We start from the raw sequence: 18,142 nt of genomic DNA, 5'->3' as shown, positions 1-18,142 counted from the left end.
CGGGCCCAGCAGTGGTGGGCCCGCCGGGTTCACTCGCGGCGGGCGAGCATCCGAACGACGATCTGTAGGACGTGGACGAACACGCCCATCACGGCGATGTAGACGCCGATCGCCTGGAGCGCGACGGGAGCACGGCGCTCGCGCACGCGCCAGATCTCCCAGCCCAGGCGAAACAGGAACCCGAGGAAGACCAGGACGAACCCGACCAGGAGCAGTACGGGAAGAACGAACGTGCCGATCGCGATGGCGATCAGACCGCCGACGAACGAGACGGTCGCGTACGTACCCCAGTCATCGAAGTCCTTCGAGCGGGCGTAGACGTACGTCGCGATGACGAGCGTCAGTACCCCGGTCACGACGGCCGTGATGGCGATCGCCGGGACGTGAAGCCCCCGCGAGAGGAAGGACAGCACGCCCGCGCCGAACGTGCCGAACGCGAGCTGGAGGAGCGCCATCCCGCCGAACGCGAGCGCCGAGTTGCCGTCCTCGATGCCGCGTTCCGCGACCCACTCGCCGGCCATCAGCGCCGCCCCGTAGACGAGCACGCCCAGGATCGGCGCCGAGAAGAGGTACTCGTTGACGACCGCCAGCGGCGTCGCGACGAGAACGTAGATCAGGAGCACGTTGAGCGACATCAGTCCCGTGGCGAGGCCGACGACCTTCCACTCGCGTCCCGAGAGGAGGAAGCCGCGGGTCGTCTCCGTGGTCTCGTAGGAAGCCATTGACGGAACTACTTCCCGGACTCGTATCAGGCCTGCGGCCGCGAGCGGTTCGGGCCGAACACCGGGATCAACGCTCGCCGGCGACCCAGCGCTGTGAGAAGGCGGTGCCACAGGCACACTGGGCGTAGGCGTGGATCACCGTACCCTCGGCGTAGATCCCGCCGACCTCCTCGTTCGGCTCCTCGGCGAACGCGAAGACGATACGGATCTCCTCGTCGCCACAGGCGGGACAGCGCCCGCCGGTGAGGTCGGCGTCGATCTCGCCCTCCTCGCCCATCGCCTCCTTCGCGAACGCCATCGCGTCCTTCCCGGTGGCCGTCGAGAAGGCGTTTCGCCCGCTCTCACCGGGGACGACCAGCAGCACGCCATCGTCGAGTCGCTCGCCGTACGCCGAGAGCGCGTCGGGATCGTCGACGACGCCCTCGGCCAGGTAGATCGCCACGTCGTCGGGCCGCTCGCCCGCCAGGAACTCCTCGCGCTTGCTCTCGCTCATCCGATCTCCTCCAGGTCGCGGGCGATCGAGGCCAGGCTGTCGCGCGGCTTCTCGATCGCGTCGTAGACGACCTCCTCACCGGGCTCTCGGAGTCCGTAGGCGAACTCGGGCTCGATCACGTCGAGCAGGACGGTGCTACCGGGCGAGCGGTTCGCCGCGTCGAGCCACGCCTGGAGATGTTCGGCGCCGTCGCCGGAGCGAGCCATCTCGGGCGTCTCGTACGCGCCGGCGACGTGGGGATCGGCGTCGGCGAACCCGCCCTCGATCCGGGCGTGGTACATCGTCCCGTCGAGGACGAGCCGGACGACCTCGCCGGTCGGATCGTTGCCGGGGATCTCGACGCGTTTCCGCGTGCCGCCGTGGCGTGCGACGGTCGCCCGTCGCGTCTCGATCGCGGGGTTGTCGCTCGCGATCCGGTCCATTAGAAGGGTTACTCGTCTTCGTCGCCGCCGAAGAGCTCCTCGACGCTCTCCTCGCCGTGGGCGCTGATCTTCGCGTTGATCTGTGCGACCTCCTCGCTGATCTCGCGACCACGGACGGTAACGCGCTTTCGCTCCCCGTCGCGCTGGGGTTTGTAGCCGGTGCCGCCCGTCAGCAGGATCTGCTTGAGGGCGGGCCCCGAGACGTCCGATCGCAGCGGTCGGCCCGCGTCGTCGGAGCCGCCGGTGAGTTCGAGGGTATAGCCCGGGAGTCCGACCGCGTCGCCGTCGACCTCCTCGCCGAGGTCGATGCCGAGGAATCGGTTCGCGTCCTGTCCGTCGACGTCACGCTGGTAGGTCGTGCCGGTCTCGGGATCCGAGACGACGACCTGGAAGTCAGCCATGGTCGGTAGGAGTCGACCGCGGGTAAAAAGCGTGTTGAAGCGGCGTTCCGGTACGTTGCGGACGTCGTCGTTACGAACGTCCCGGGAGAGCTCCCGCCGCAGCCGGGCGACGTCTTCGGATCTCCTGCGGACCGCCGGCCTCGGCTACGAGCCCCGCCTGACGCCGGAGTGCCAGTCACTGGCACGTAGGACCCCCGGCTGAAGGGACCTCTTTCGCGCTACGGAGACGGCTGGAATCGGGCGGGCGCGGGTAGCGCGTCCCGGACGACCTCGTCCTCCGCGTCGAAGCCACGGAACCGTTCGGGAGCGGGCTCGGCCACGTCGATGGCCTCCTGAACCTCGTCCGTGCCGAACGCGGTGGTCGATATCTCGTCTCCGTCGATGGTGATGGTGAGCTGCATGGGCCCTCCGATCACCGCCGGACGACGTACCGGACGTCGTAGTTCGCGGCCACGTTCTGTCGGTTCTCCATCTTCACCAGGTAGTACGTTCCGGCCTGGTTCCGGTAGAGCGAGTCGACCGAGCCCCGAATGTAGCCGCCGTTCGAGGTGGGATGGACCGTGAAGTCGACCTCGTACTTGGGGTCCCACGGGCCGAACCACTGGTACTTGGTCTCGCTGGCCGCGAGCGATCCGCTCGCGATGTGGCCGGCGATCCGGAGGTCCTCCGCCTCCACGAGGTCGTGCGAGGTCATGGGCACCAGCCGACCGTGCACCTGCTGGACGGTGCTCATGGGGATGGCGAACGTGGCCTGGGTGCTGCCCGCGAACAGGAGGCTGGTTCCGTAGAACCCCTCGGGTCGTTCGATCCCGATGACGCTCCCGCTGTCGCCGCCCGCGGACATCCGCTCGAACATGTCGAGACCGACGAAGTTCGCGATGCCCTTGCTGCCGAAGTTCACCCCGATGTTGACGTTACGGGCAGTACACCTGCCCCGGGTCACGCCGGTCGTCCGGCCGGTCTTGGTGTAGAACTGGCCGACTACCGCCCCCTCCCAGCCCCGGATGTCCTCCTGGAGCTCGAAGAGGTCCGTCTGTACGTGATCGGGAGCGATCTCGACGAGCGCGCTGTCGGAGACGTTCCGACCGTTGCTGCCGAAGGTGATCGTACTGAACTCGAGGAGCGTACCGATCCGATCCGCCGGGTCCGCGCCGCCGTCGAACCGCCCGGGCTGGAGGACCGGGTCGCCGACCTTCGCATCGCCGCTGGCTGCGGCGACGTGGTTGTTGGTGAGAAACACCGTCTTACCGTGTCTCGTTCGGAGCGGCGAACTCCCGAGCGTCCCCGCGGTCACGGCCGGGTGACCGATCGAGACGCCGCCGGGGGCGGGGCGCATCTTCTTGACCCGGCCGAACCCTTCGACCGCGGTCTGAACGTCGGCGTCCTCGTCCATCTCCAGGGGAACGACGTCGTGGACGGCGAGGGGGTCGGCCTCCGAAGGAGCCACCTCGACGGCCTCCTGGGCGGTGACCACGCCGACCTCCTGTACGTCGACCGGTAGCTCCTCGCCGTCGATCTCGATCGTCTCGGGAAGGAGGTCGTCCTCGTCCAGTTCGGACGCCTCCACCTTCTCCTCGACGAGGACGACGACGGCTACGCGGTCCGTCAATCCCTCCGCCTCAGTCCGTTCGAGGCCGATCCCCTCACCGACGACGTTGGCGTGCTCTTCTAGTTCTCGTCGGACGTCCGCGGGGACGTCCTGAATGCCTACTGTGTCGTTCATCGTTGCGTCACTTCTTCTCGGCTCAGACCCACGATCGTAGCGGGTTGAGACAGTACTCTTACGCTATTCCACATATTAAATGATGTCTATGGTTATCGTACAATTTACGCCCGATGCGGATCCTGCCGGACGTCCCGAGCGAGACGGGCGGATCAACGCGCACAAACCCGTCCGGCGACTACCCCTCGTCGATGGAGATCGAGTTCCTCGGCGGTGCCGGCGAGATCGGTCGCAGCGCGCTCCTCGTGGGCGAGGGACGAGGCCCCGCCGGCGATCGGACGCGGTCCGACGGCGACGGGTCGCTCCTCATCGACTTCGGGATGAGCACCGACAACCCGCCGCGCCTCCCTCTCGGAAACCCGGAGCCGGAGGCGGTCGTCGTCTCGCACGGCCACCTCGATCACGCCGGCGCGGTGCCCGCCCTGCTCTCTGGCGACTCCCGGCCGACGGTACACTGGACGCCACCGACGAGAGAGCTCACCAGAACGCTCGCGCGTGACACGCTGAAGCTCCACGGCGGCTCCTACCGGTGTCCGTTCACCGAGACCGACGTCGCGCGGCTGTCGCAGGTCTCGGAGACCCATGGCTACCGCGAGACGTTCGAGGCCGCCGGCTACGAGGTGACGCTGTTCGACGCCGGCCACATCCCCGGCAGCGCGCACGTCCTGGTGGACGACGGCGACGTCCGGCTACTCTACACCGGTGACTTCCACACCGATTCTCAACGATTAGTCCCGGGAACGACCGCCCGTCCCGACGCCGACGTCGTGATCTGTGAGAGTACGTACGCCGACGTGCAACACGACGACCGGGCGGCCGTGGAGGAACGCTTCGCCCGCAGCGTCGAGACGACGCTTCACGAGGGCGGCACCGTGGTGGTGCCGGCGTTCGCGATCGGGCGTACCCAGGAGATGCTGCTGATCTGTGAGACCCACGACCTTCCATGCTACGTCGACGGGATGGGCAAGGGGGTGACCGAGATGCTCCGGACGTACCCGGAGTTCGTCCGCGACGCCGAGGCGCTTCGGCGGGCGACCTCCCACGCGCGGTTCGTTACCGGTCGCGACGGCCAACGTCGGCGGATCGCCGGCCAGCGGGCGGCGATCGTCACCACGAGCGGGATGCTCACCGGCGGACCGGCGATGACGTACGTCCCCGAGATCCGTCGGAACCCGACGAACACGCTGGCGTTCACCGGCTATCAGGTGGCGGGGACGCCCGGACGCGAACTGCTCGAGACCGGACGGGCCGAGATCGACGGACGGGTCATGCCGGTGAGCGCGCGGATCGAGTCCTACGACTTCTCGGCGCACGCGGATCGGAGGGGATTGCTGGAGTTCCTCGAACCGTACCGGGACGCGAAGCTGCTCGTCAATCACGGAGACCGCTGTGAGCGGTTCGCGACGGATCTCCGTGGTGTCGGCTTCGATGCGAGCGCACCGGAGCTCGGATCGGCCGTCTCGGTCGGGACCGACGTCGAAACGCGGTAGCCGCGTCTCGGTGCGTCTGCTCTTCGTTCCTGGTCCGTTCGCGTCGGAGCTTCGCGGGGACGGCTACGACGCGTGAACGCTCGAACTCGGCGAGACGGTCATACTACCGTGAGTGCCAGCCCGACGATGAGCGCCGCGACCAGCACCGTCAGCGCGAGGTCGACGGCGAACCCCCGGTCGCTCCGGAACTCCCGCGTCGTGTAGGCGAGCGCGAGCAGCCCGCCGACCGCCACGAGGAAGACGAGCGCGACGTAGACCATGTTGAGGATCCCTGCCATACGCGCGGTATCACGAGGCATCCAACTAAGGGTTTCGGAAGGCGCAACCGTAATGCACGCCCGGCGGCAAGCCCGGGACATGCGAATGGAGCTCCGGGTGTGCAAACACTGTTTCAACGGCGAGCACGGCAATCCGTCGAAGACCGAGGTAACTCGTGACATGGTCGAGTGTGCGAAGCGCGTCCGCGAGTACAAGGACCTCATCGGGATGGACTCACTGTACATCACGATGGTCGAGGAGGGCGACACCGGCGGCGCCGAGGCGCTTCCCGCGATCGTCGCGAGCATCGAGGGCAACCGGGTGAACCTCTCCGACACCCAGCTCGTGATGGAGGACGGGAACGGGAACATGCTGGTCTACCCCGAACCGAAGGACATTCTCGAGGTCCTGACCCGCAACCTCGACCAGATCGACGCCCAATCCCGACAGGACGTGATGGTCGAACTCTCGGAGGAGTCGACGGAACTGGTCGGATAGCCGATCGGACTCACGGAGCCGTAGAGCGCCGGGACGAGACGGAGGCGAGAACGCCGACGGGACGGCCCGGCGGACTGACTTGCGAGTGCGGGGCCAGCGTCTTTACCCGTCCTACAACTAGAGAGGACATGGCGAGCAATGATGGAGGAGACGATTGGGAGGAGGATGCGGGAACCGACTGGGACGACGACGAGACCGGGGAACTCGACTGGAACGGCGACGAGACCGGGGAGTTCGACTGGAGCCTCGAGGACGTCCCCCTCTCCGGAGACGTCGAGGCGACGCTCGAGCGCATCGAGTGGCTGGGCGACGCGCTCGACGACGCGGTGCCGGTGCCGGGGACGGACTACCGTATCGGTCTCGACCCCATTCTCGGGATCGTCCCCGTGGGTGGGGACGCCATCGCGACGCTGATCTCGCTCTACATCATCGGAGAGGCGGCACGGGTGGGAGTATCGAAATCGAAGCTCGCACTCATGGTCGGCCTGGTCGCCGTCGACGCCGTCGTCGGATCGATCCCCGTGATCGGGACGGTGTTCGACGCGGCGTGGAAGGCGAACAAGTGGAACGTCGAAATGCTCAAGCGGGAGCTCGACGCGTAACGCCCGTCCATCACCGCTCGATCGTAGCCGCCGCTCGGACTCTCGTTCCGTAGCGCTCGGAGCGCACCGTTTCTGAAGCATCGATCCGGCGGACGGTCGCGTCGCCGAGAGAGGGGAGAACGCAGGTCTTCTTCGAGGGTTTCGTTCGACGAGGGAGTGGTACCGGGAGCGGTCAGTCGTCGGCCCGCTCGCTTCCGGATGAATCGCTCCCCTCGTCTTCCGACGTTCGCCTCGCACCGCTCGGCTCACCGCCGTCGGACCATCGGTCCGACGAGGATCGCGACCCCTCGCTTCGCTCACCGCCGTCGGTCACGGTGGCGCTCCGGCTCCGCCCCTCGCGGCGCTGGCGCATGTAGCGCGCCCGGAGAACGTTACCGTACATCGAGAGGAACAGCCCGATGAACAGCACGAGGATCCCGATGTTCACGCCGATGGTACGAAGCACGCTCCCTTCGCCGAAGACGAGCGTCTCCGGGATCGGATAACCGCCGTAGTCCATGCTGGCGATCAGGACGCTCACGACGCCGATGATCACGAGCGCGCCGAGCAGGTTCGTCGCCCAGCCCCAGCTCGATTTGAGACGGAGCTGCTCGATGCCCGTCACGGAGGACGTCTCCTCGTCGCCGTGGTACTCGGGGGTGTCCTTCTTCGGGAGGAACGCCTTCATCTCGACGGGGTAGAACGCGGGATGGGCAGTGTGTTCGAACGTGTGGAACATCACCCCCATCATCATGATGACGCCGAGCAGCCCGTGGAAGCCGACGAACGCGATGACGACCGACTGGGAGTTGTAGAAGTCGATCAGCATCGTCTTCTGCCAGATCAACAGCCCCGATATCATCAACAGCAACAGCTCGACGGTGAAGATGGCGACGACGCCCTTCCCGATGTACGAGAGCATCGGGATCTCCTCGGCGGAGTAGCCCGCGAACTGGCGTGCGTTTGGGTGGCGCTCGTCGGCCATCCCGAACGCGAACTTCACGTCCTGAACGAAGGCGGCGATGTCGTCCGGGTTGGGCAACACCGCCGCGAAGCTCGCCGAGCCGCCCATCCGGAGCAGCATATACAGCACCCAGAAGCTTGTCAGCAGGATGAGCGCGAAGCCGGCGATCCGGTGAATCGCGAGCACCCCCTGGTTGCCGCCCATGAGCTCGACGAGCCACCAGAGCTCGCTGTTGAAGGCGACGGAGTAGCCCGTGAAGAACAGGACGAACACCGTCAGCGCCAGCAGCGAGTGGAACATCGTGGTGACGCGGGAGAACTTGCCGTGGTCGAGGTTGGTCACGCCGAGTCACCTCCACGTCGACCTGCGGGTTCGTCCTCGGCCGGCTGGTCTCGCTCGTTCTCTACCGTTTGCGATCCGAAGGACCGCTCACCGCCGTCGGTGGCGACGGCGTCGCTGCTCCGTCGTGGCGCGTCCGGCGGGCGCATCCGCGCCGCGAGCCGGCGGAACGCGATCCAGTGGATGAACACCATCACGAGGATGAACACGCCCATGATCACGTCCGCGAAGTGAACGAGCGTGATCAGCCACTCGAGGGCGGGCAACGTGTTGCCCCGAACCCACTCCGCGCCGACGCCGCCGCCCTCGATGGTCGGGCGCACGCGTTGGAGTGCCTCGAAGAAGTCGCCCAGTCGGCCGACCACCCAGATCGACCCGACCGCGATCACGATCGAGAGCAGCAGGCTGGTCCAAAACGCCGTTCGATCCGAGAGCCCGCGACGGTTCTCGGTCGGTTCCTGCGGGTCCTCGGCGGCCGCCACCTCGGTCTCGCCGTCGGGATCGGATGTGGAATCGGAACTCATCGTTTCATCATGTCCGCTTCTTCCCCGAAGATGACCTCCAGGGCGGTGTCGTTGAAGAAGGAGCCGCTGCCGCGTTTCTCGAGTTCGTCGGCGATCTCACCGGTCGAACCGACGAGGATGGCGTTGGTCGCACACTCCTCGGCGCAAGCGGGCCCCTGACCCGCCTCCTGGCGCTCTTGACAGCCGGTACACTTGTCCATCGTTCCGCCCGAGCCGACGATCGAGGGGACGCCGTCGTCGGAGTCGGGATACTGCGGCGCGCCGAACGGACAGCCCGACAGACAGTACTGACAGCCGATGCAGAGGTCGTCGACGACCTCGACGAACCGGTCGTCACGTTTCTGCAGCGCGTTGGTCGGACAGACCGACACACAGGGGGCGTTATCGCAGTGATAACACTGCATCGGGAGGCTGGTCTCGCCGGGGTTCTTCCCGTCCTCGATCGCCTGGACCTGCTTGCCGTTGTACCCCTCGTCGGCCTCGTGGCCCTCGAGCATCGTCGTGATGTCGATGCGCTGTTCGTCGACGGGGACGTCCCAGGTTCGTTTACAGGCGACCACGCAGCCGCCACAGTCGATACACGCCTCGACGTCGGGGAAGATCCGCGTCCCGTCGCCGACGCTCATTACGCCGTTGCTGAGTTTCGCTTCTGTAGGGTCGTTCGTTGACATTCAGTCGTCCCCCGTTGCTTGCATGTCGTAATCGCGGACGTCCCACTCGACAGACCCGCCGAGGCCGTGCTCGTCCTGTGGGTAGTCGATGAACTCCATGTTCAGTTCCTCCATGCGTTCCTCGGTCGCCTTCTCGACGCGAACCATCCCCGCCTTGGTCTCCTGCATCTGGGTCTCGGCGTCGAACCCGCTCGAGGTGATGAAGTTCGCGCTCTCGCCGATCGCGAGCGGCTTGGTCCCCTCGGGGTAGTTGTCGGTGAACTCCTGGCCGTGGCGGACCCCGCCCCAGTGATACGGACAGAAGACCTCGTCGGAACCCTGTGGCCGGTAGGTCACCTTCGCCTTCACCAGGATCGAGCCCTTGTCCTGGGAGGTGAGGATGACGTGGTCGTCGCCCCCGGTGATATCGAGCTCCTCCGCCATGTCGGGATGGATCTCGGCGTACATGTGGGGCTGGATGTCCGCGGTGAGTTCGTTGTTCCGGGTCTCCGCGCCGCCGCCCTGGTGTTCGACCTGTCGACCCGTGGTGAGGATCGTGTTCATCCCCTCGTCGTAGGCGCGCTGGGTCGCCTCCTGTTGGGTGACGGCGTTGTTCTGGTCGAGACGGAAGAAGTTCGTCTGCTCCCCGTTCGCGGGCCACTGCTCGGCCAGGTCGGGCCGCGGGCTCTCGATCGGCTCGCGGTGTTTCGGCACCGTATCGATGAAGTTCCACGCGACCCCCCGCGCCCGACCGCGTCCTGTCGGCGGGTCCGGCTGGGGGTTGTCGAACTGCTCGTAGAACTGGAGATCGTGCTGGTGACCGCGCTGTTCGTTCAACGCGGCCGCACAGTCGTAGACCGACGTGTCGTCGCGGAGCGCGTACTCCATCGGGAGCGTCATCGACGAGGCGTCAGACGGATCCTCGGGAAGGACCGTCGTGAAGCCCGGGTACTGGGGGACGCCCTCGATCTCGCCGTCGTACCAGTCGGGTTGATAGGCATCCCGGAGCATGTCGAGGCCCGCCTCACCCTCCTGGGCGACCGTCTCCGTGAGCGGGTACTCCTTGTCGACGTTCGTCTGCTGCCACTCCTGGGGACTGGGAGCGGTGATACCCCAGTTCGCCCGAAAGTCGTGGCCGCCCTGGGCGGGGTGGATGTCATCACGCCAGATGATCGGCGTGCCGGGGTGCTCGTCGCCCCAGCAGGGCCACGGCAGCCCCCAGAACTCGCCGCTGACCGGCGTTCCCTCGCTGTCGGCCCGCAGCGTCTCGGTGCTGAAGTCCCCGTCGTACTCCTTCTGTCGCTGGAGGCGTGCGGGGTTCTGCTGGTAGCCGACCGTTCGCACCCCGAGGTTGATCTCCCGGAGAACGGCCTCGTAGGTGCTCTTGCCGTTGTACAGCTCCTCGCCGCTCCCCCAGTCGAAGTGCTGTCCGAACCCGAAGCGCGCGGCCAGCTCCTGCATGATCTGGAGGTCCGGCTTGGAGTCGTGGGCCGGCGGCGAGACGGGCTCGCTCCACTGGACCGAGCGATGCGAGTTGGTCACCGAGCGGTGGTGCTCGTACTGGCTCGACGCCGGGAGCAACAGAATGTTGTCGGCGTCGGCGTCGGCGAGCGTTCCCGCAATCGAGGGGAACACGTCGACCACCACGAGAAGCTCGAGCGCCTCCATCGCCTTCTTCATCTTGTCCATCTCGGTGATGGAGTTGACCGAGTGGCCCCAGATGAACGTCATCTTCAGCGGGTCGGGCTGGTAGAGGTTCGACTCGTGGAGTCGATCCTCCTGCTGGAGGGCGGCCTCGTACCAGCGGGCGACGGTGAGCCCGTCCTGGAACATCATCGAACGGTCCTCGATCCGGCGTTCGGCCTGCTGGGTGGTGTCCTGATCGGGGTTGTCGACGTCGCCGGAGCCGCCCTGGTCGGCGGGGTCGCCCGACTGGTCGCCGGCCTCGGTCGGTGAGTCCTGCTCGGGACCCGACCCGGTGTCCTCGGCCTCCTCGACGTCCTCGGCCACGTCGTCCTCGCCCTCGCTCTCCTCCTCCTCCTCTGCCTCCCCCGCCGCGGCCGCCTCGTCGCCCTCGGTCATCTGTTGCCACATGTCGTTCGGCATCAGCGCGAAGCGCTCGTAGAGGTCCCAGAAGTCCGTCGAGCCGCTGGTCCACGGGCTCTGGTCCCAGACGTTCGTCCAGTGGACCCACGAGCCGGGCGCCGACACCGAGTAGTAGCCCGGCAGGATCGTGGCGTCGACCCCGAGGTCGGTTGCGCCCTGGACGTTCGCGTGTCCGCGCATCACCTGCAGGCCGCCGCCGCTTCGAGCGGCGCTTCCCGCAGCCAGCGAGGTCAGCGCGTACGACCGGATGTTCTGGGTGCCGTTGTTGTGCTGGGTGCCGCCCATCGCCCACTCGATCTGGATGTTGGGCTTGTTCTCGATCATCAGGTCGCCGATCGCCTCGAGGTCCTCGACGTCGATCCAGGTGATGTCGGCGACCGTTTCGAGGTCGTAGTGTTCGAGTTCGGTCTCGACGTCGGGCCAGCCGTTGACCCGGCCCGAGAGCATTTCCTGGTCGAGTTCGTTCTGCTGCTGGAGGTAGCGCATCAGCCCCATCAGCAGCGCCACGTCGGTGCCCGGCCGGAGGCGGTGGTAGTGGTCCGCGTGTGCCGAGGTTTTCGTGTACCGGGGATCGATGGAGACGATCGTGCCCCCTCGGGCCTGTCCCTCGAGGATGTGCTGCATCGCGATCGGGTGGGACTCGGTGGGGTTCTGCCCGATGATGAGCAGGAGATCGAAGTTCCGGTAGTCGTTGATCGTGTTGGTCATCGCCCCGTAGCCCCACGTGTTCGCCAGTCCGGTGACGGTGGGCGAGTGACAGATCCGCGCCTGGTGGTCGCAGTTGTTCGTCCCCATGAACGCCGCCAGCTTTCGGAAGGCGTAGGCCTCCTCGTTCGCGTGGTGGGCGCTGCCCATCATCATGACGCTCTCGGGGCTGTACTCCTCGAGGATCTCGGCGTACTTCTCCTCGATGATGTCGTAGGCCTCGTTCCACGAGATCGACTGCCACTCGCCGTCGATCCGACGCATCGGGCGTTTCAGGCGCCGGTCGGAGTGTTCGGTCTCGAGGATCCCCGCTCCCTTCGAGCAGAGCGAGCCGTTGTTGATCGGGTTCTCGAACCACGGCTCCATCGCGACGAACGAATTGCCCTCCTTGACGCCGCGGAAGCCACAGCCGACCGCACAGTAGTTACAGATCGTCTTCGACATCTCGGCGTCGGGCCTCGTCCCCGGCTTCTCCTCCTCCTCGTCCTGTGCGAGGGCCTGGCCCGCGCCAGCGCCGCCGAGCGCGACCGCACCCGCGAGCGCGCTGGCCTTGAGGAACGATCGCCGATCGAGGTCCAGCGTGACCGGTTCGGCACTCATGTTCCCCCACCACTCCGATCCGAGCAGTTCACGGCCCGACGCCGTGAATTATCCGTGATAGTCCCCTTCATGGTTTACGGCTATTGAGTAGACGCGTATTAGTGTTGCGCTTGGAATAGAACCCGGGAAGGGCGTCGTGTTTCTCGCCCGGTCGCAAGACCTTTCCCCACCCTTCACTACCCACCGTCTAATGAAAACCGGCGCGTTCGTCTGCTCGTGTGCTGGCACCTGCGACATCGACCTCGAGGCCGCCCGCGAGGGGATCGAGGAGGTCGACATCGCCGCCAGTTCCGAGCTGTTGTGTGGGGACGGGCTTCCGGCGATGGAGCAGGTGATCGAGGAGTACGAGCTCGACGAGCTCCTGATCACCTGTCCCGAACCCGGCGTCCAGGAGAAGCTGGGGGGCGTCGCGGAGGAACACGGCCTCCATCCCGAGATGGTCTCCTTCGTCGACCAGCGAGAGGGGGCGGGCTGGGTCCATTCCGAGAAGGAGGCGACCGACAAGACGGCGCGGCTGGTCAACGCGCGCTACGCCGGCCTCGAGGAGGAAGCGATCAGCCGCTCGATCTCTCGAGAGGCCGGCGAGCGCGTCGCGGTCGTCGGCGACGCCGAGGCGGCCGCGACCCTCTCGGGGGACGCCGAGGTGACGCTGATCGCCGACGGAAAGGAGTTCGCCGGCACCGACGGTCTCGACGACGTGACGATCGAGCGCGGCCGGGTATCCGACGTCACGGGGGAGTTCGGCGAGTTCTCCGTCCGGCTTGAAGCACGCGTCACCGAGGACTGCATCTCCTGTATGAAGTGCGTCCACGAGGGTCCCGACGGAATGGTCACCCGGCGGCCGGTCGACATCGCACCCGAGGCGCCCGACGGCGAGTGGACCGACGTCTGTCCGACCGACGCCATCGAGATGGACGGCGTCACCCGGGAGCTCGAGGTCGATCAGGTGGTCTACCCCGGCGCGAAGCCGAAGGCCCGCGGTGGACGGATCGGCTACTACACCAACGCGGGCCCGGAGACGGTGGCCGCCGTCGAGAGCCTGTTGGGCGGGATCCGGAAGCCCGAGTTCCTCGACTTCGAGATGGACGTCTGCGCTTCGGGGGAATCGAACCAGGAGGGCTGTCGGGCCTGCTACGACGCCTGCCCCCACGACGCGGTCGCGAAGCCCCGTCCCGACGAGGTCGAAATCGATCCGATCGCGTGTCAGAACTGCGGCGCCTGTACCAGTTCCTGTCCGACGGGCGCGGTGAGCCTGCGCGAGCCCTCGAACGAGCGGATCGCTCGCGAGGTCGAGGCACTGCTCTCGACCGGCGCGGATCAGGGCGGCTGGCTCTCACGGGGTTCCTCGGGCATCGAGACCCCCATCGTCGCGTTCGTCTGCGGCGAGCGTGCCGACGACGCGCTGAGCGAGTACGGCCGGCGAGCCGCCGCGGGCGGGGGGATCGAGTACCCACCGATCCTCCCCGTGGGCGTGAACTGCGCGGATACGGTGGGAGAGTCACACGTCGCCCACGCGCTGGCCTGCGGCGCGGCGGGCGTCGCGATCCTCGGATGCGGGTGTGACTGTCGCCACTCGGGGGCCGATCCGAAGGAGGAACTGGTCGAGCGGCTCAACCGGGCAACGCGGGATCTGGGGCTGGGCGAGCGCGTTGGCTTCTTCGCGCCCGAGGCCGACGATCCCGAGGCGTTCGCCGATTCGCTCGCGGCGTTCGAGGAGTCCCTCGATCCCTCGCCCGTTCCGGAGGGCGAGCACCGCGCGGACGGCACCCTGCTCCACAGCGACCACGAGAACCCCGAGTTCTACAACCACGGCTGGACGCTCGAGAGCGTCCGCGCCGTTCTCGAACACGCGGATCCCGAACGCGAGGTGATCCGCGGGCTGAAGGACTTCGGCCGGATGGAGGTGAACGACGCCTGCACGCTCACACCGACGTGTTCGAACCTCTGTCCGACCGACGCCATCCGCCGGACGGAGTGGGGACTGGAGTTCAACCACGAGAAGTGCGTCAACTGCGGGCTCTGCGAGGAGGGCTGTCCCGAGAGCGCGATCACCATGCACGACGGGCTGGACCTCTCGCTGCTCCCGGAGAACCGCTCGGAGACCGATACGGAGAACGCGGACGGCGATCCCGCCTGGGTCCAGACGTTCGAAGGCGAGATGCTCGAGTGCGCCCGGTGTGGGGATCCGTTCACGAGCGAGCGTTCGGCCGCGAAGATCGAGGAGGAGGTCGGCGACCTCGTCGCGGGGCTGGCGCCGAACGCGGAGGAGAGCGTCTTCAACTACTGTCCGGACTGCCGGGCGTTCCTGGTCTACGACCGAGGCAACTGAGATGGACGACGACGCGATCTACGCCGCGCGGCTCGAACTGGTCGACTTCCTGATCGAGGCGCTCTGGAACCCGCCGACCGAGGAGTTCGTCGAGTCGCTGCTCTCGGGCGAGATCCGCTTCCCGACGGAGGGAATCGACGACGACCTCGACGCGGGCTTCGAGCGGCTGCGGGCGTTCATCGACGCGAACGAGGGCCGACCGATCGAGGAGGTCCAGACCGAACTCAACCGCGAGTACACCCGGATATTCGTCGGACCACGCCCGCCCGTCACCGCCCACGAGAGCTACTACCGGGAGGACATGGACTACCTCGGGAAGGGGAAGGCGATGGTCGAGTCGAGCTACGGCGCGGCGGGCTGGAAGCCTCCCGAGAGCTACCCCGAGGAGGCCGATTACGTCGCCGTCGAGCTCGCCTTCCTTCGCAGGCAGATCGAACGCCAGCGAACCGGCGCCGAGGAGGCGTTCGGCTACGAACGGGTCTTTCTCGAGGAGCACCTGACCCGCTGGATCGACGACTGCGCCGCGGACGTCGTCGAGTACGCCGACAGCGCGTTCTACGAGGCGGTCGGTCACCTCCTCTCGGGCGTCGTCGAGTTCGAGGACGAACTCGCCGGCCAGATGGCGTGAGGCGCAACGCTTTTATCGTGACACACACCCACGTTCGAGCATGGCACTCAAGACCGCGATCGAGCACAACCCGGTGCTCACCATCGCGTCCCTGCTATTCGGCGCCTGGCTCGCGGTGACCGCCGCCAGCGTCTTCGGTAGCATGGACTCGATACTGGCCACCGACTGGGTCGGCCCCTCGGGCGTCAGCGGACTGATGGGGCTGATCGTACTGCTCGTTCTCGGCGTCCTGCTCGTCTATCTGTACGCCGAACTCGCCGAATCGGACCCCGCACCCGAGAGCTTCCCGCCCGAACGGCGCTGATGGGTGAGGAACACGACGCCTCGATCTCGATCGAGGCGAGCGACCGGTTCAGGACGGCCGCCGCCGAGTGGGGCGACCGCCGGATGATGGACGACGAGGAGGCGATGAGCGTGAAGGCCGAACAGGCGCTGCTCGAGATCGAACATCTCGTCGGCGGCCACACCGACGTCGAGTTCGACGTCGAGGACGGGACGATCCGATACGAGCCGAGCGCCGAGCTCGCGGCGTTTCTCGACGAACAAGCCGAACGAGTGGGGATCGGTCCCGAGGGCGTCCTCGCGCTCTACGTCGACCTGTTCGCGCGGGTGTTCCTGGACGACGACCGCACCGAAGGGTAGGGTATAAGCCGTTCGAGCCGCATCGTTACCCTATGACACACGAGAAGAAGCAGACCGACTGGAGACCCGAGCCGGCCATCGAGACGATCGACGGCCACGAGACCTGGTCACACACCGGTCCCCACGAGATCAACGACGGCGAGGTCGACGGCGAGGTCTCGTTCGACCTCGACGACGAGGACCGAAACGACGGCGACGACTAATCGGATCCTCAGCCGACTTCTCGCCCGCGATCTCGACGGGCACGAACTCCCGATTCGCTTCCTCGGCGGTCCGGTCGGCCTACGCCACCCGGGAAGACGAATTCCGGAGCCGCGAGGCGCTTCGCGGCACTCACCGTACCGTCTCGTTGTCCGATTCGTCGCTGGTTTCGCCCTCCAATCGTTTCTTCATCGTGTATCGCTCGACGGCGTATCCCTCCTCTTCATAGAGCGTTTTCGCGGCCGTGTTTTCCCGATCGACGTAGAGATCGAGGTGTTCGCAGTCCTTGGCACGCCCCCAGTCCTCGGCCGTATCGAGCAGTGCTGCCGCGACCCCTCGCCGACGGGCGTCCTTCCGGACGAATATCTCGGTGATGTGGCACTCCCGTACCTGTTGGAAGAACGGCGTCGGAGTCCGGACTTCCGCGGTCACGTATCCGAGAAACTGCCGTTCGCGACGAGCGAGATACGTGATGAGATCGTCGTCGGAGAGCCGGGAACGATGGTGGGTCAGTCCTTTCTGGCGGATATCGTCCGCGATCGCGTACTCCCGCATCGTCGTCATTTCACGCCGAGCGGGGAGCCACAACTCGTCGACGAAGGGTTCGATCTCGTCCTTCCGAAGGGGGCTCGTTTCCATAGAAGGGCACCGTCGTACTTTCGGAAAGGTCTTCGCGTCCGTGTATACGAAGGGGCCGTTCGGGATCGTATGCCGCCGTGATCCAATGTGGCCGGCAGTCGATGGACGGAACGCGAGAGACGTCTCGAACGTAGCCAGCAGTCCCTGGTGACTCAGTCACCGAGCGTTTCCCCCGAGTACAGTTCCGCCACGCATTCGCCCGCGACGACCTCGACGGGGTCGATCGTCGGACCGACCTCCGTCCACTCCATCGCGGAGAACTCGGTACACCCCAACACGAGGGCATCTACCTCCGCCGACAGGTCGCGGACGGTGTCGTCGACTCGACGCCGTGCATCCGCCTTGTGGCCGGCTTTGTACCGATAGATCGCTTCCATCAGGGTATCCATCTCGTCGGGATAGACGGGTTCGGCGTCGTCGAGAAACCGTTCGTACAGTCCGATATCGCGCGCGGTCGTCGTGGTCAGCAGTCCGACGCGATCGTACTCCCGCTCGCCGATCTCCTCACACACCGCCCGTATCATGTGGATCATCTCCGCATCCACAGCATTCGCGACGTCCTCGAACCAGTAGTGCGTGAGGTTGCTCGCGATCACGACGTACTCGACGCCCATCCGGTCCAACGCCTCCGCGTTCGAGACCAGATGCTCTCGTACGTCGTCTTCGCCGCGGATCGCGTCCGTCCTGTCGGGGACGGTCGGATCGTTGTAGACGATCGTTTCGATGTGGTCCTGGTCCCTGCGCGCCGGCGTGATCGCTATCAGCGTCTCCAGGAAGTTCACCGTCGCGGCGGGACCGACGCCGCCCAGGACGCCGAGCGTCATCTACCAGCCCTCGACCTGATGGAAGTACCGTTCGGATCCGTCCTGAACGACGGCGACGACACGATCCCCGTCGTCTCGGCGGTGGGGTGCGGGACCAGCGACGTATCGCCGATCCGCTGGAGCTCCGGATCGGTGAAGGAGTGCGACGAACCACGCCGACGGTTGGACGTGGTTTCCGCCACCTCGATACGACCGCCGCCGTCAGGTACGTTCCAGTTGGAATCGGGATCCGTGTCGCTCATCGGGTTCTCACCGAGCGTATCGCCGGTCGTCGGGGTTCGAGGCCTCTCCAACTGTTGACTCCCACGTCCCTACCCATGTCCAGAGGCGGGTGACTAATCTGATATTAACGTTCGCGCTTCCATAGCAGGAGGTATTTATCACGGTCGATCATGCGCCGTCT

Annotated in this window: 22 protein-coding genes; 8 read left to right on the top strand and 14 right to left on the bottom strand. The window is 66.4% G+C overall.

The window, feature by feature from the left end; all coding sequences use genetic code 11:
- Positions 1–29: 29 nt before the first annotated feature.
- From V0Z78_RS13880 to V0Z78_RS13855, 6 genes are all read right to left on the bottom strand, one after another.
- Complete coding sequence (locus V0Z78_RS13880; RefSeq protein ID WP_336345270.1) at positions 30–722, bottom strand: hypothetical protein; 693 nt, start codon at positions 720–722, stop codon at positions 30–32.
- A gap of 67 nt (positions 723–789) precedes the next feature.
- The gene (locus tag V0Z78_RS13875; RefSeq protein WP_336345269.1) at positions 790–1,215 is read right to left on the bottom strand and encodes a DUF5807 family protein; all 426 of its coding nucleotides are present in this window, start codon (positions 1,213–1,215) and stop codon (positions 790–792) included.
- Positions 1,212–1,637: a DUF7112 family protein gene (locus tag V0Z78_RS13870; RefSeq protein WP_336345268.1), complete on the bottom strand. Its 426-nt coding sequence runs from the start codon at positions 1,635–1,637 to the stop codon at positions 1,212–1,214. Before V0Z78_RS13870 ends, V0Z78_RS13875 begins: the two co-directional genes overlap by 4 nt.
- A gap of 8 nt (positions 1,638–1,645) precedes the next feature.
- Positions 1,646–2,038 carry a 30S ribosomal protein S6e gene (locus tag V0Z78_RS13865; RefSeq protein ID WP_336345267.1) on the bottom strand — a complete coding sequence of 131 codons (393 nt, stop codon included), beginning with the start codon at positions 2,036–2,038 and terminating at the stop codon, positions 1,646–1,648.
- Positions 2,039–2,256: 218 nt separating this feature from the next.
- Positions 2,257–2,439, bottom strand: coding sequence for a hypothetical protein (locus V0Z78_RS13860; protein ID WP_336345266.1), 183 nt, complete (start codon positions 2,437–2,439; stop codon positions 2,257–2,259).
- Positions 2,440–2,450: 11 nt separating this feature from the next.
- On the bottom strand, positions 2,451–3,761 hold the full coding sequence (locus V0Z78_RS13855; RefSeq protein ID WP_336345265.1) for a chymotrypsin family serine protease: 1,311 nt from the start codon (positions 3,759–3,761) through the stop codon (positions 2,451–2,453).
- Positions 3,762–3,952: 191 nt separating this feature from the next.
- On the opposite strand from V0Z78_RS13855, the gene V0Z78_RS13850 reads away from it, so the two are divergent.
- A complete protein-coding gene (locus tag V0Z78_RS13850; RefSeq protein ID WP_336345880.1) occupies positions 3,953–5,251 on the top strand; it encodes an MBL fold metallo-hydrolase in 1,299 nt (432 codons plus the stop codon).
- A 98-nt stretch (positions 5,252–5,349) separates the two neighbouring features.
- Here V0Z78_RS13850 and V0Z78_RS13845 read toward each other — a convergent pair whose 3' ends face one another.
- A complete protein-coding gene (locus V0Z78_RS13845; protein ID WP_336345264.1) occupies positions 5,350–5,529 on the bottom strand; it encodes a hypothetical protein in 180 nt (59 codons plus the stop codon).
- Between the two features lie 79 nt (positions 5,530–5,608).
- On the opposite strand from V0Z78_RS13845, the gene V0Z78_RS13840 reads away from it, so the two are divergent.
- Positions 5,609–6,007 (top strand): hypothetical protein, encoded by a 399-nt coding sequence (locus tag V0Z78_RS13840; protein ID WP_336345263.1) that lies wholly within the window; start codon positions 5,609–5,611, stop codon positions 6,005–6,007.
- Between the two features lie 128 nt (positions 6,008–6,135).
- Positions 6,136–6,609, top strand: a complete 474-nt coding sequence (locus V0Z78_RS13835) for a DUF4112 domain-containing protein (protein ID WP_336345262.1) — start codon at positions 6,136–6,138, stop codon at positions 6,607–6,609.
- 172 nt (positions 6,610–6,781) lie between these two features.
- On the opposite strand, the gene V0Z78_RS13830 is transcribed toward V0Z78_RS13835, so the two are convergent.
- The 4 genes from V0Z78_RS13830 to V0Z78_RS13815 are packed head-to-tail and all read right to left on the bottom strand — an operon-like array spanning position 6,782 to position 12,476.
- Positions 6,782–7,894, bottom strand: a complete 1,113-nt coding sequence (locus V0Z78_RS13830) for a cytochrome b/b6 domain-containing protein (protein WP_336345261.1) — start codon at positions 7,892–7,894, stop codon at positions 6,782–6,784.
- Positions 7,891–8,415, bottom strand: coding sequence for a hypothetical protein (locus V0Z78_RS13825; RefSeq protein WP_336345260.1), 525 nt, complete (start codon positions 8,413–8,415; stop codon positions 7,891–7,893). Before V0Z78_RS13825 ends, V0Z78_RS13830 begins: the two co-directional genes overlap by 4 nt.
- Entirely contained in the window at positions 8,412–9,086 is a 675-nt protein-coding gene (locus V0Z78_RS13820; protein ID WP_409338743.1) for a 4Fe-4S dicluster domain-containing protein, read from the bottom strand. Before V0Z78_RS13820 ends, V0Z78_RS13825 begins: the two co-directional genes overlap by 4 nt.
- Positions 9,087–12,476, bottom strand: coding sequence for a molybdopterin oxidoreductase family protein (locus tag V0Z78_RS13815; protein ID WP_336345258.1), 3,390 nt, complete (start codon positions 12,474–12,476; stop codon positions 9,087–9,089). It abuts the gene before it with no gap.
- A gap of 190 nt (positions 12,477–12,666) precedes the next feature.
- Between V0Z78_RS13815 and V0Z78_RS13810 the strand changes: the two genes are divergently transcribed.
- The 5 genes from V0Z78_RS13810 to V0Z78_RS13790 are packed head-to-tail and all read left to right on the top strand — an operon-like array spanning position 12,667 to position 16,278.
- Positions 12,667–14,805, top strand: a complete 2,139-nt coding sequence (locus V0Z78_RS13810; protein ID WP_336345257.1) for a 4Fe-4S binding protein — start codon at positions 12,667–12,669, stop codon at positions 14,803–14,805.
- A gap of 1 nt (position 14,806) precedes the next feature.
- Positions 14,807–15,433 carry a TorD/DmsD family molecular chaperone gene (locus tag V0Z78_RS13805; RefSeq protein WP_336345256.1) on the top strand — a complete coding sequence of 209 codons (627 nt, stop codon included), beginning with the start codon at positions 14,807–14,809 and terminating at the stop codon, positions 15,431–15,433.
- A 40-nt stretch (positions 15,434–15,473) separates the two neighbouring features.
- A complete protein-coding gene (locus V0Z78_RS13800) occupies positions 15,474–15,737 on the top strand; it encodes a hypothetical protein (RefSeq protein ID WP_336345255.1) in 264 nt (87 codons plus the stop codon).
- On the top strand, positions 15,737–16,075 hold the full coding sequence (locus V0Z78_RS13795; protein ID WP_336345254.1) for a hypothetical protein: 339 nt from the start codon (positions 15,737–15,739) through the stop codon (positions 16,073–16,075). The genes V0Z78_RS13800 and V0Z78_RS13795 overlap by 1 nt, the downstream gene beginning before the upstream one ends.
- A gap of 32 nt (positions 16,076–16,107) precedes the next feature.
- Complete coding sequence (locus tag V0Z78_RS13790) at positions 16,108–16,278, top strand: hypothetical protein (RefSeq protein WP_336345253.1); 171 nt, start codon at positions 16,108–16,110, stop codon at positions 16,276–16,278.
- A gap of 130 nt (positions 16,279–16,408) precedes the next feature.
- On the opposite strand, the gene V0Z78_RS13785 is transcribed toward V0Z78_RS13790, so the two are convergent.
- The 3 genes from V0Z78_RS13785 to V0Z78_RS13775 all read right to left on the bottom strand — a co-directional run bounded on the left by V0Z78_RS13785 (position 16,409) and on the right by V0Z78_RS13775 (position 17,981).
- Positions 16,409–16,915, bottom strand: a complete 507-nt coding sequence (locus V0Z78_RS13785) for a GNAT family N-acetyltransferase (protein WP_336345252.1) — start codon at positions 16,913–16,915, stop codon at positions 16,409–16,411.
- Between the two features lie 152 nt (positions 16,916–17,067).
- Positions 17,068–17,739, bottom strand: a complete 672-nt coding sequence (locus tag V0Z78_RS13780) for an aspartate/glutamate racemase family protein (protein ID WP_336345251.1) — start codon at positions 17,737–17,739, stop codon at positions 17,068–17,070.
- Complete coding sequence (locus tag V0Z78_RS13775) at positions 17,736–17,981, bottom strand: hypothetical protein (protein ID WP_336345250.1); 246 nt, start codon at positions 17,979–17,981, stop codon at positions 17,736–17,738. Before V0Z78_RS13775 ends, V0Z78_RS13780 begins: the two co-directional genes overlap by 4 nt.
- Between the last annotated feature and the right edge of the window lie 161 nt (positions 17,982–18,142).

Source organism: Halalkalicoccus sp. CG83 (assembly GCF_037081715.1).
Lineage (GTDB): Archaea > Halobacteriota > Halobacteria > Halobacteriales > Halalkalicoccaceae > Halalkalicoccus > Halalkalicoccus ordinarius.
This window is presented reverse-complemented; position numbering and strand designations above follow the sequence as displayed.

Bases quoted from the DNA above. Each gene is read 5' to 3' on its own strand.
- V0Z78_RS13805 (WP_336345256.1), top strand. From the start codon at position 14,807: ATGGACGACGACGCGATCTACGCCGCGCGGCTCGAACTGGTCGACTTC.
- V0Z78_RS13785 (WP_336345252.1), bottom strand. From the start codon at position 16,915: ATGGAAACGAGCCCCCTTCGGAAGGACGAGATCGAACCCTTCGTCGAC.
- V0Z78_RS13880 (WP_336345270.1), bottom strand. From the start codon at position 722: ATGGCTTCCTACGAGACCACGGAGACGACCCGCGGCTTCCTCCTCTCG.
- V0Z78_RS13780 (WP_336345251.1), bottom strand. From the start codon at position 17,739: ATGACGCTCGGCGTCCTGGGCGGCGTCGGTCCCGCCGCGACGGTGAAC.
- V0Z78_RS13795 (WP_336345254.1), top strand. From the start codon at position 15,737: ATGGGTGAGGAACACGACGCCTCGATCTCGATCGAGGCGAGCGACCGG.
- V0Z78_RS13800 (WP_336345255.1), top strand. From the start codon at position 15,474: ATGGCACTCAAGACCGCGATCGAGCACAACCCGGTGCTCACCATCGCG.
- V0Z78_RS13775 (WP_336345250.1), bottom strand. From the start codon at position 17,981: ATGAGCGACACGGATCCCGATTCCAACTGGAACGTACCTGACGGCGGC.
- V0Z78_RS13790 (WP_336345253.1), top strand. From the start codon at position 16,108: ATGACACACGAGAAGAAGCAGACCGACTGGAGACCCGAGCCGGCCATC.
- V0Z78_RS13815 (WP_336345258.1), bottom strand. From the start codon at position 12,476: ATGAGTGCCGAACCGGTCACGCTGGACCTCGATCGGCGATCGTTCCTC.
- V0Z78_RS13865 (WP_336345267.1), bottom strand. From the start codon at position 2,038: ATGGCTGACTTCCAGGTCGTCGTCTCGGATCCCGAGACCGGCACGACC.
- V0Z78_RS13875 (WP_336345269.1), bottom strand. From the start codon at position 1,215: ATGAGCGAGAGCAAGCGCGAGGAGTTCCTGGCGGGCGAGCGGCCCGAC.
- V0Z78_RS13835 (WP_336345262.1), top strand. From the start codon at position 6,136: ATGGCGAGCAATGATGGAGGAGACGATTGGGAGGAGGATGCGGGAACC.
- V0Z78_RS13810 (WP_336345257.1), top strand. From the start codon at position 12,667: ATGAAAACCGGCGCGTTCGTCTGCTCGTGTGCTGGCACCTGCGACATC.
- V0Z78_RS13845 (WP_336345264.1), bottom strand. From the start codon at position 5,529: ATGGCAGGGATCCTCAACATGGTCTACGTCGCGCTCGTCTTCCTCGTG.
- V0Z78_RS13825 (WP_336345260.1), bottom strand. From the start codon at position 8,415: ATGAGTTCCGATTCCACATCCGATCCCGACGGCGAGACCGAGGTGGCG.
- V0Z78_RS13820 (WP_409338743.1), bottom strand. From the start codon at position 9,086: ATGTCAACGAACGACCCTACAGAAGCGAAACTCAGCAACGGCGTAATG.
- V0Z78_RS13840 (WP_336345263.1), top strand. From the start codon at position 5,609: ATGCGAATGGAGCTCCGGGTGTGCAAACACTGTTTCAACGGCGAGCAC.
- V0Z78_RS13860 (WP_336345266.1), bottom strand. From the start codon at position 2,439: ATGCAGCTCACCATCACCATCGACGGAGACGAGATATCGACCACCGCG.
- V0Z78_RS13870 (WP_336345268.1), bottom strand. From the start codon at position 1,637: ATGGACCGGATCGCGAGCGACAACCCCGCGATCGAGACGCGACGGGCG.
- V0Z78_RS13850 (WP_336345880.1), top strand. From the start codon at position 3,953: ATGGAGATCGAGTTCCTCGGCGGTGCCGGCGAGATCGGTCGCAGCGCG.
- V0Z78_RS13855 (WP_336345265.1), bottom strand. From the start codon at position 3,761: ATGAACGACACAGTAGGCATTCAGGACGTCCCCGCGGACGTCCGACGA.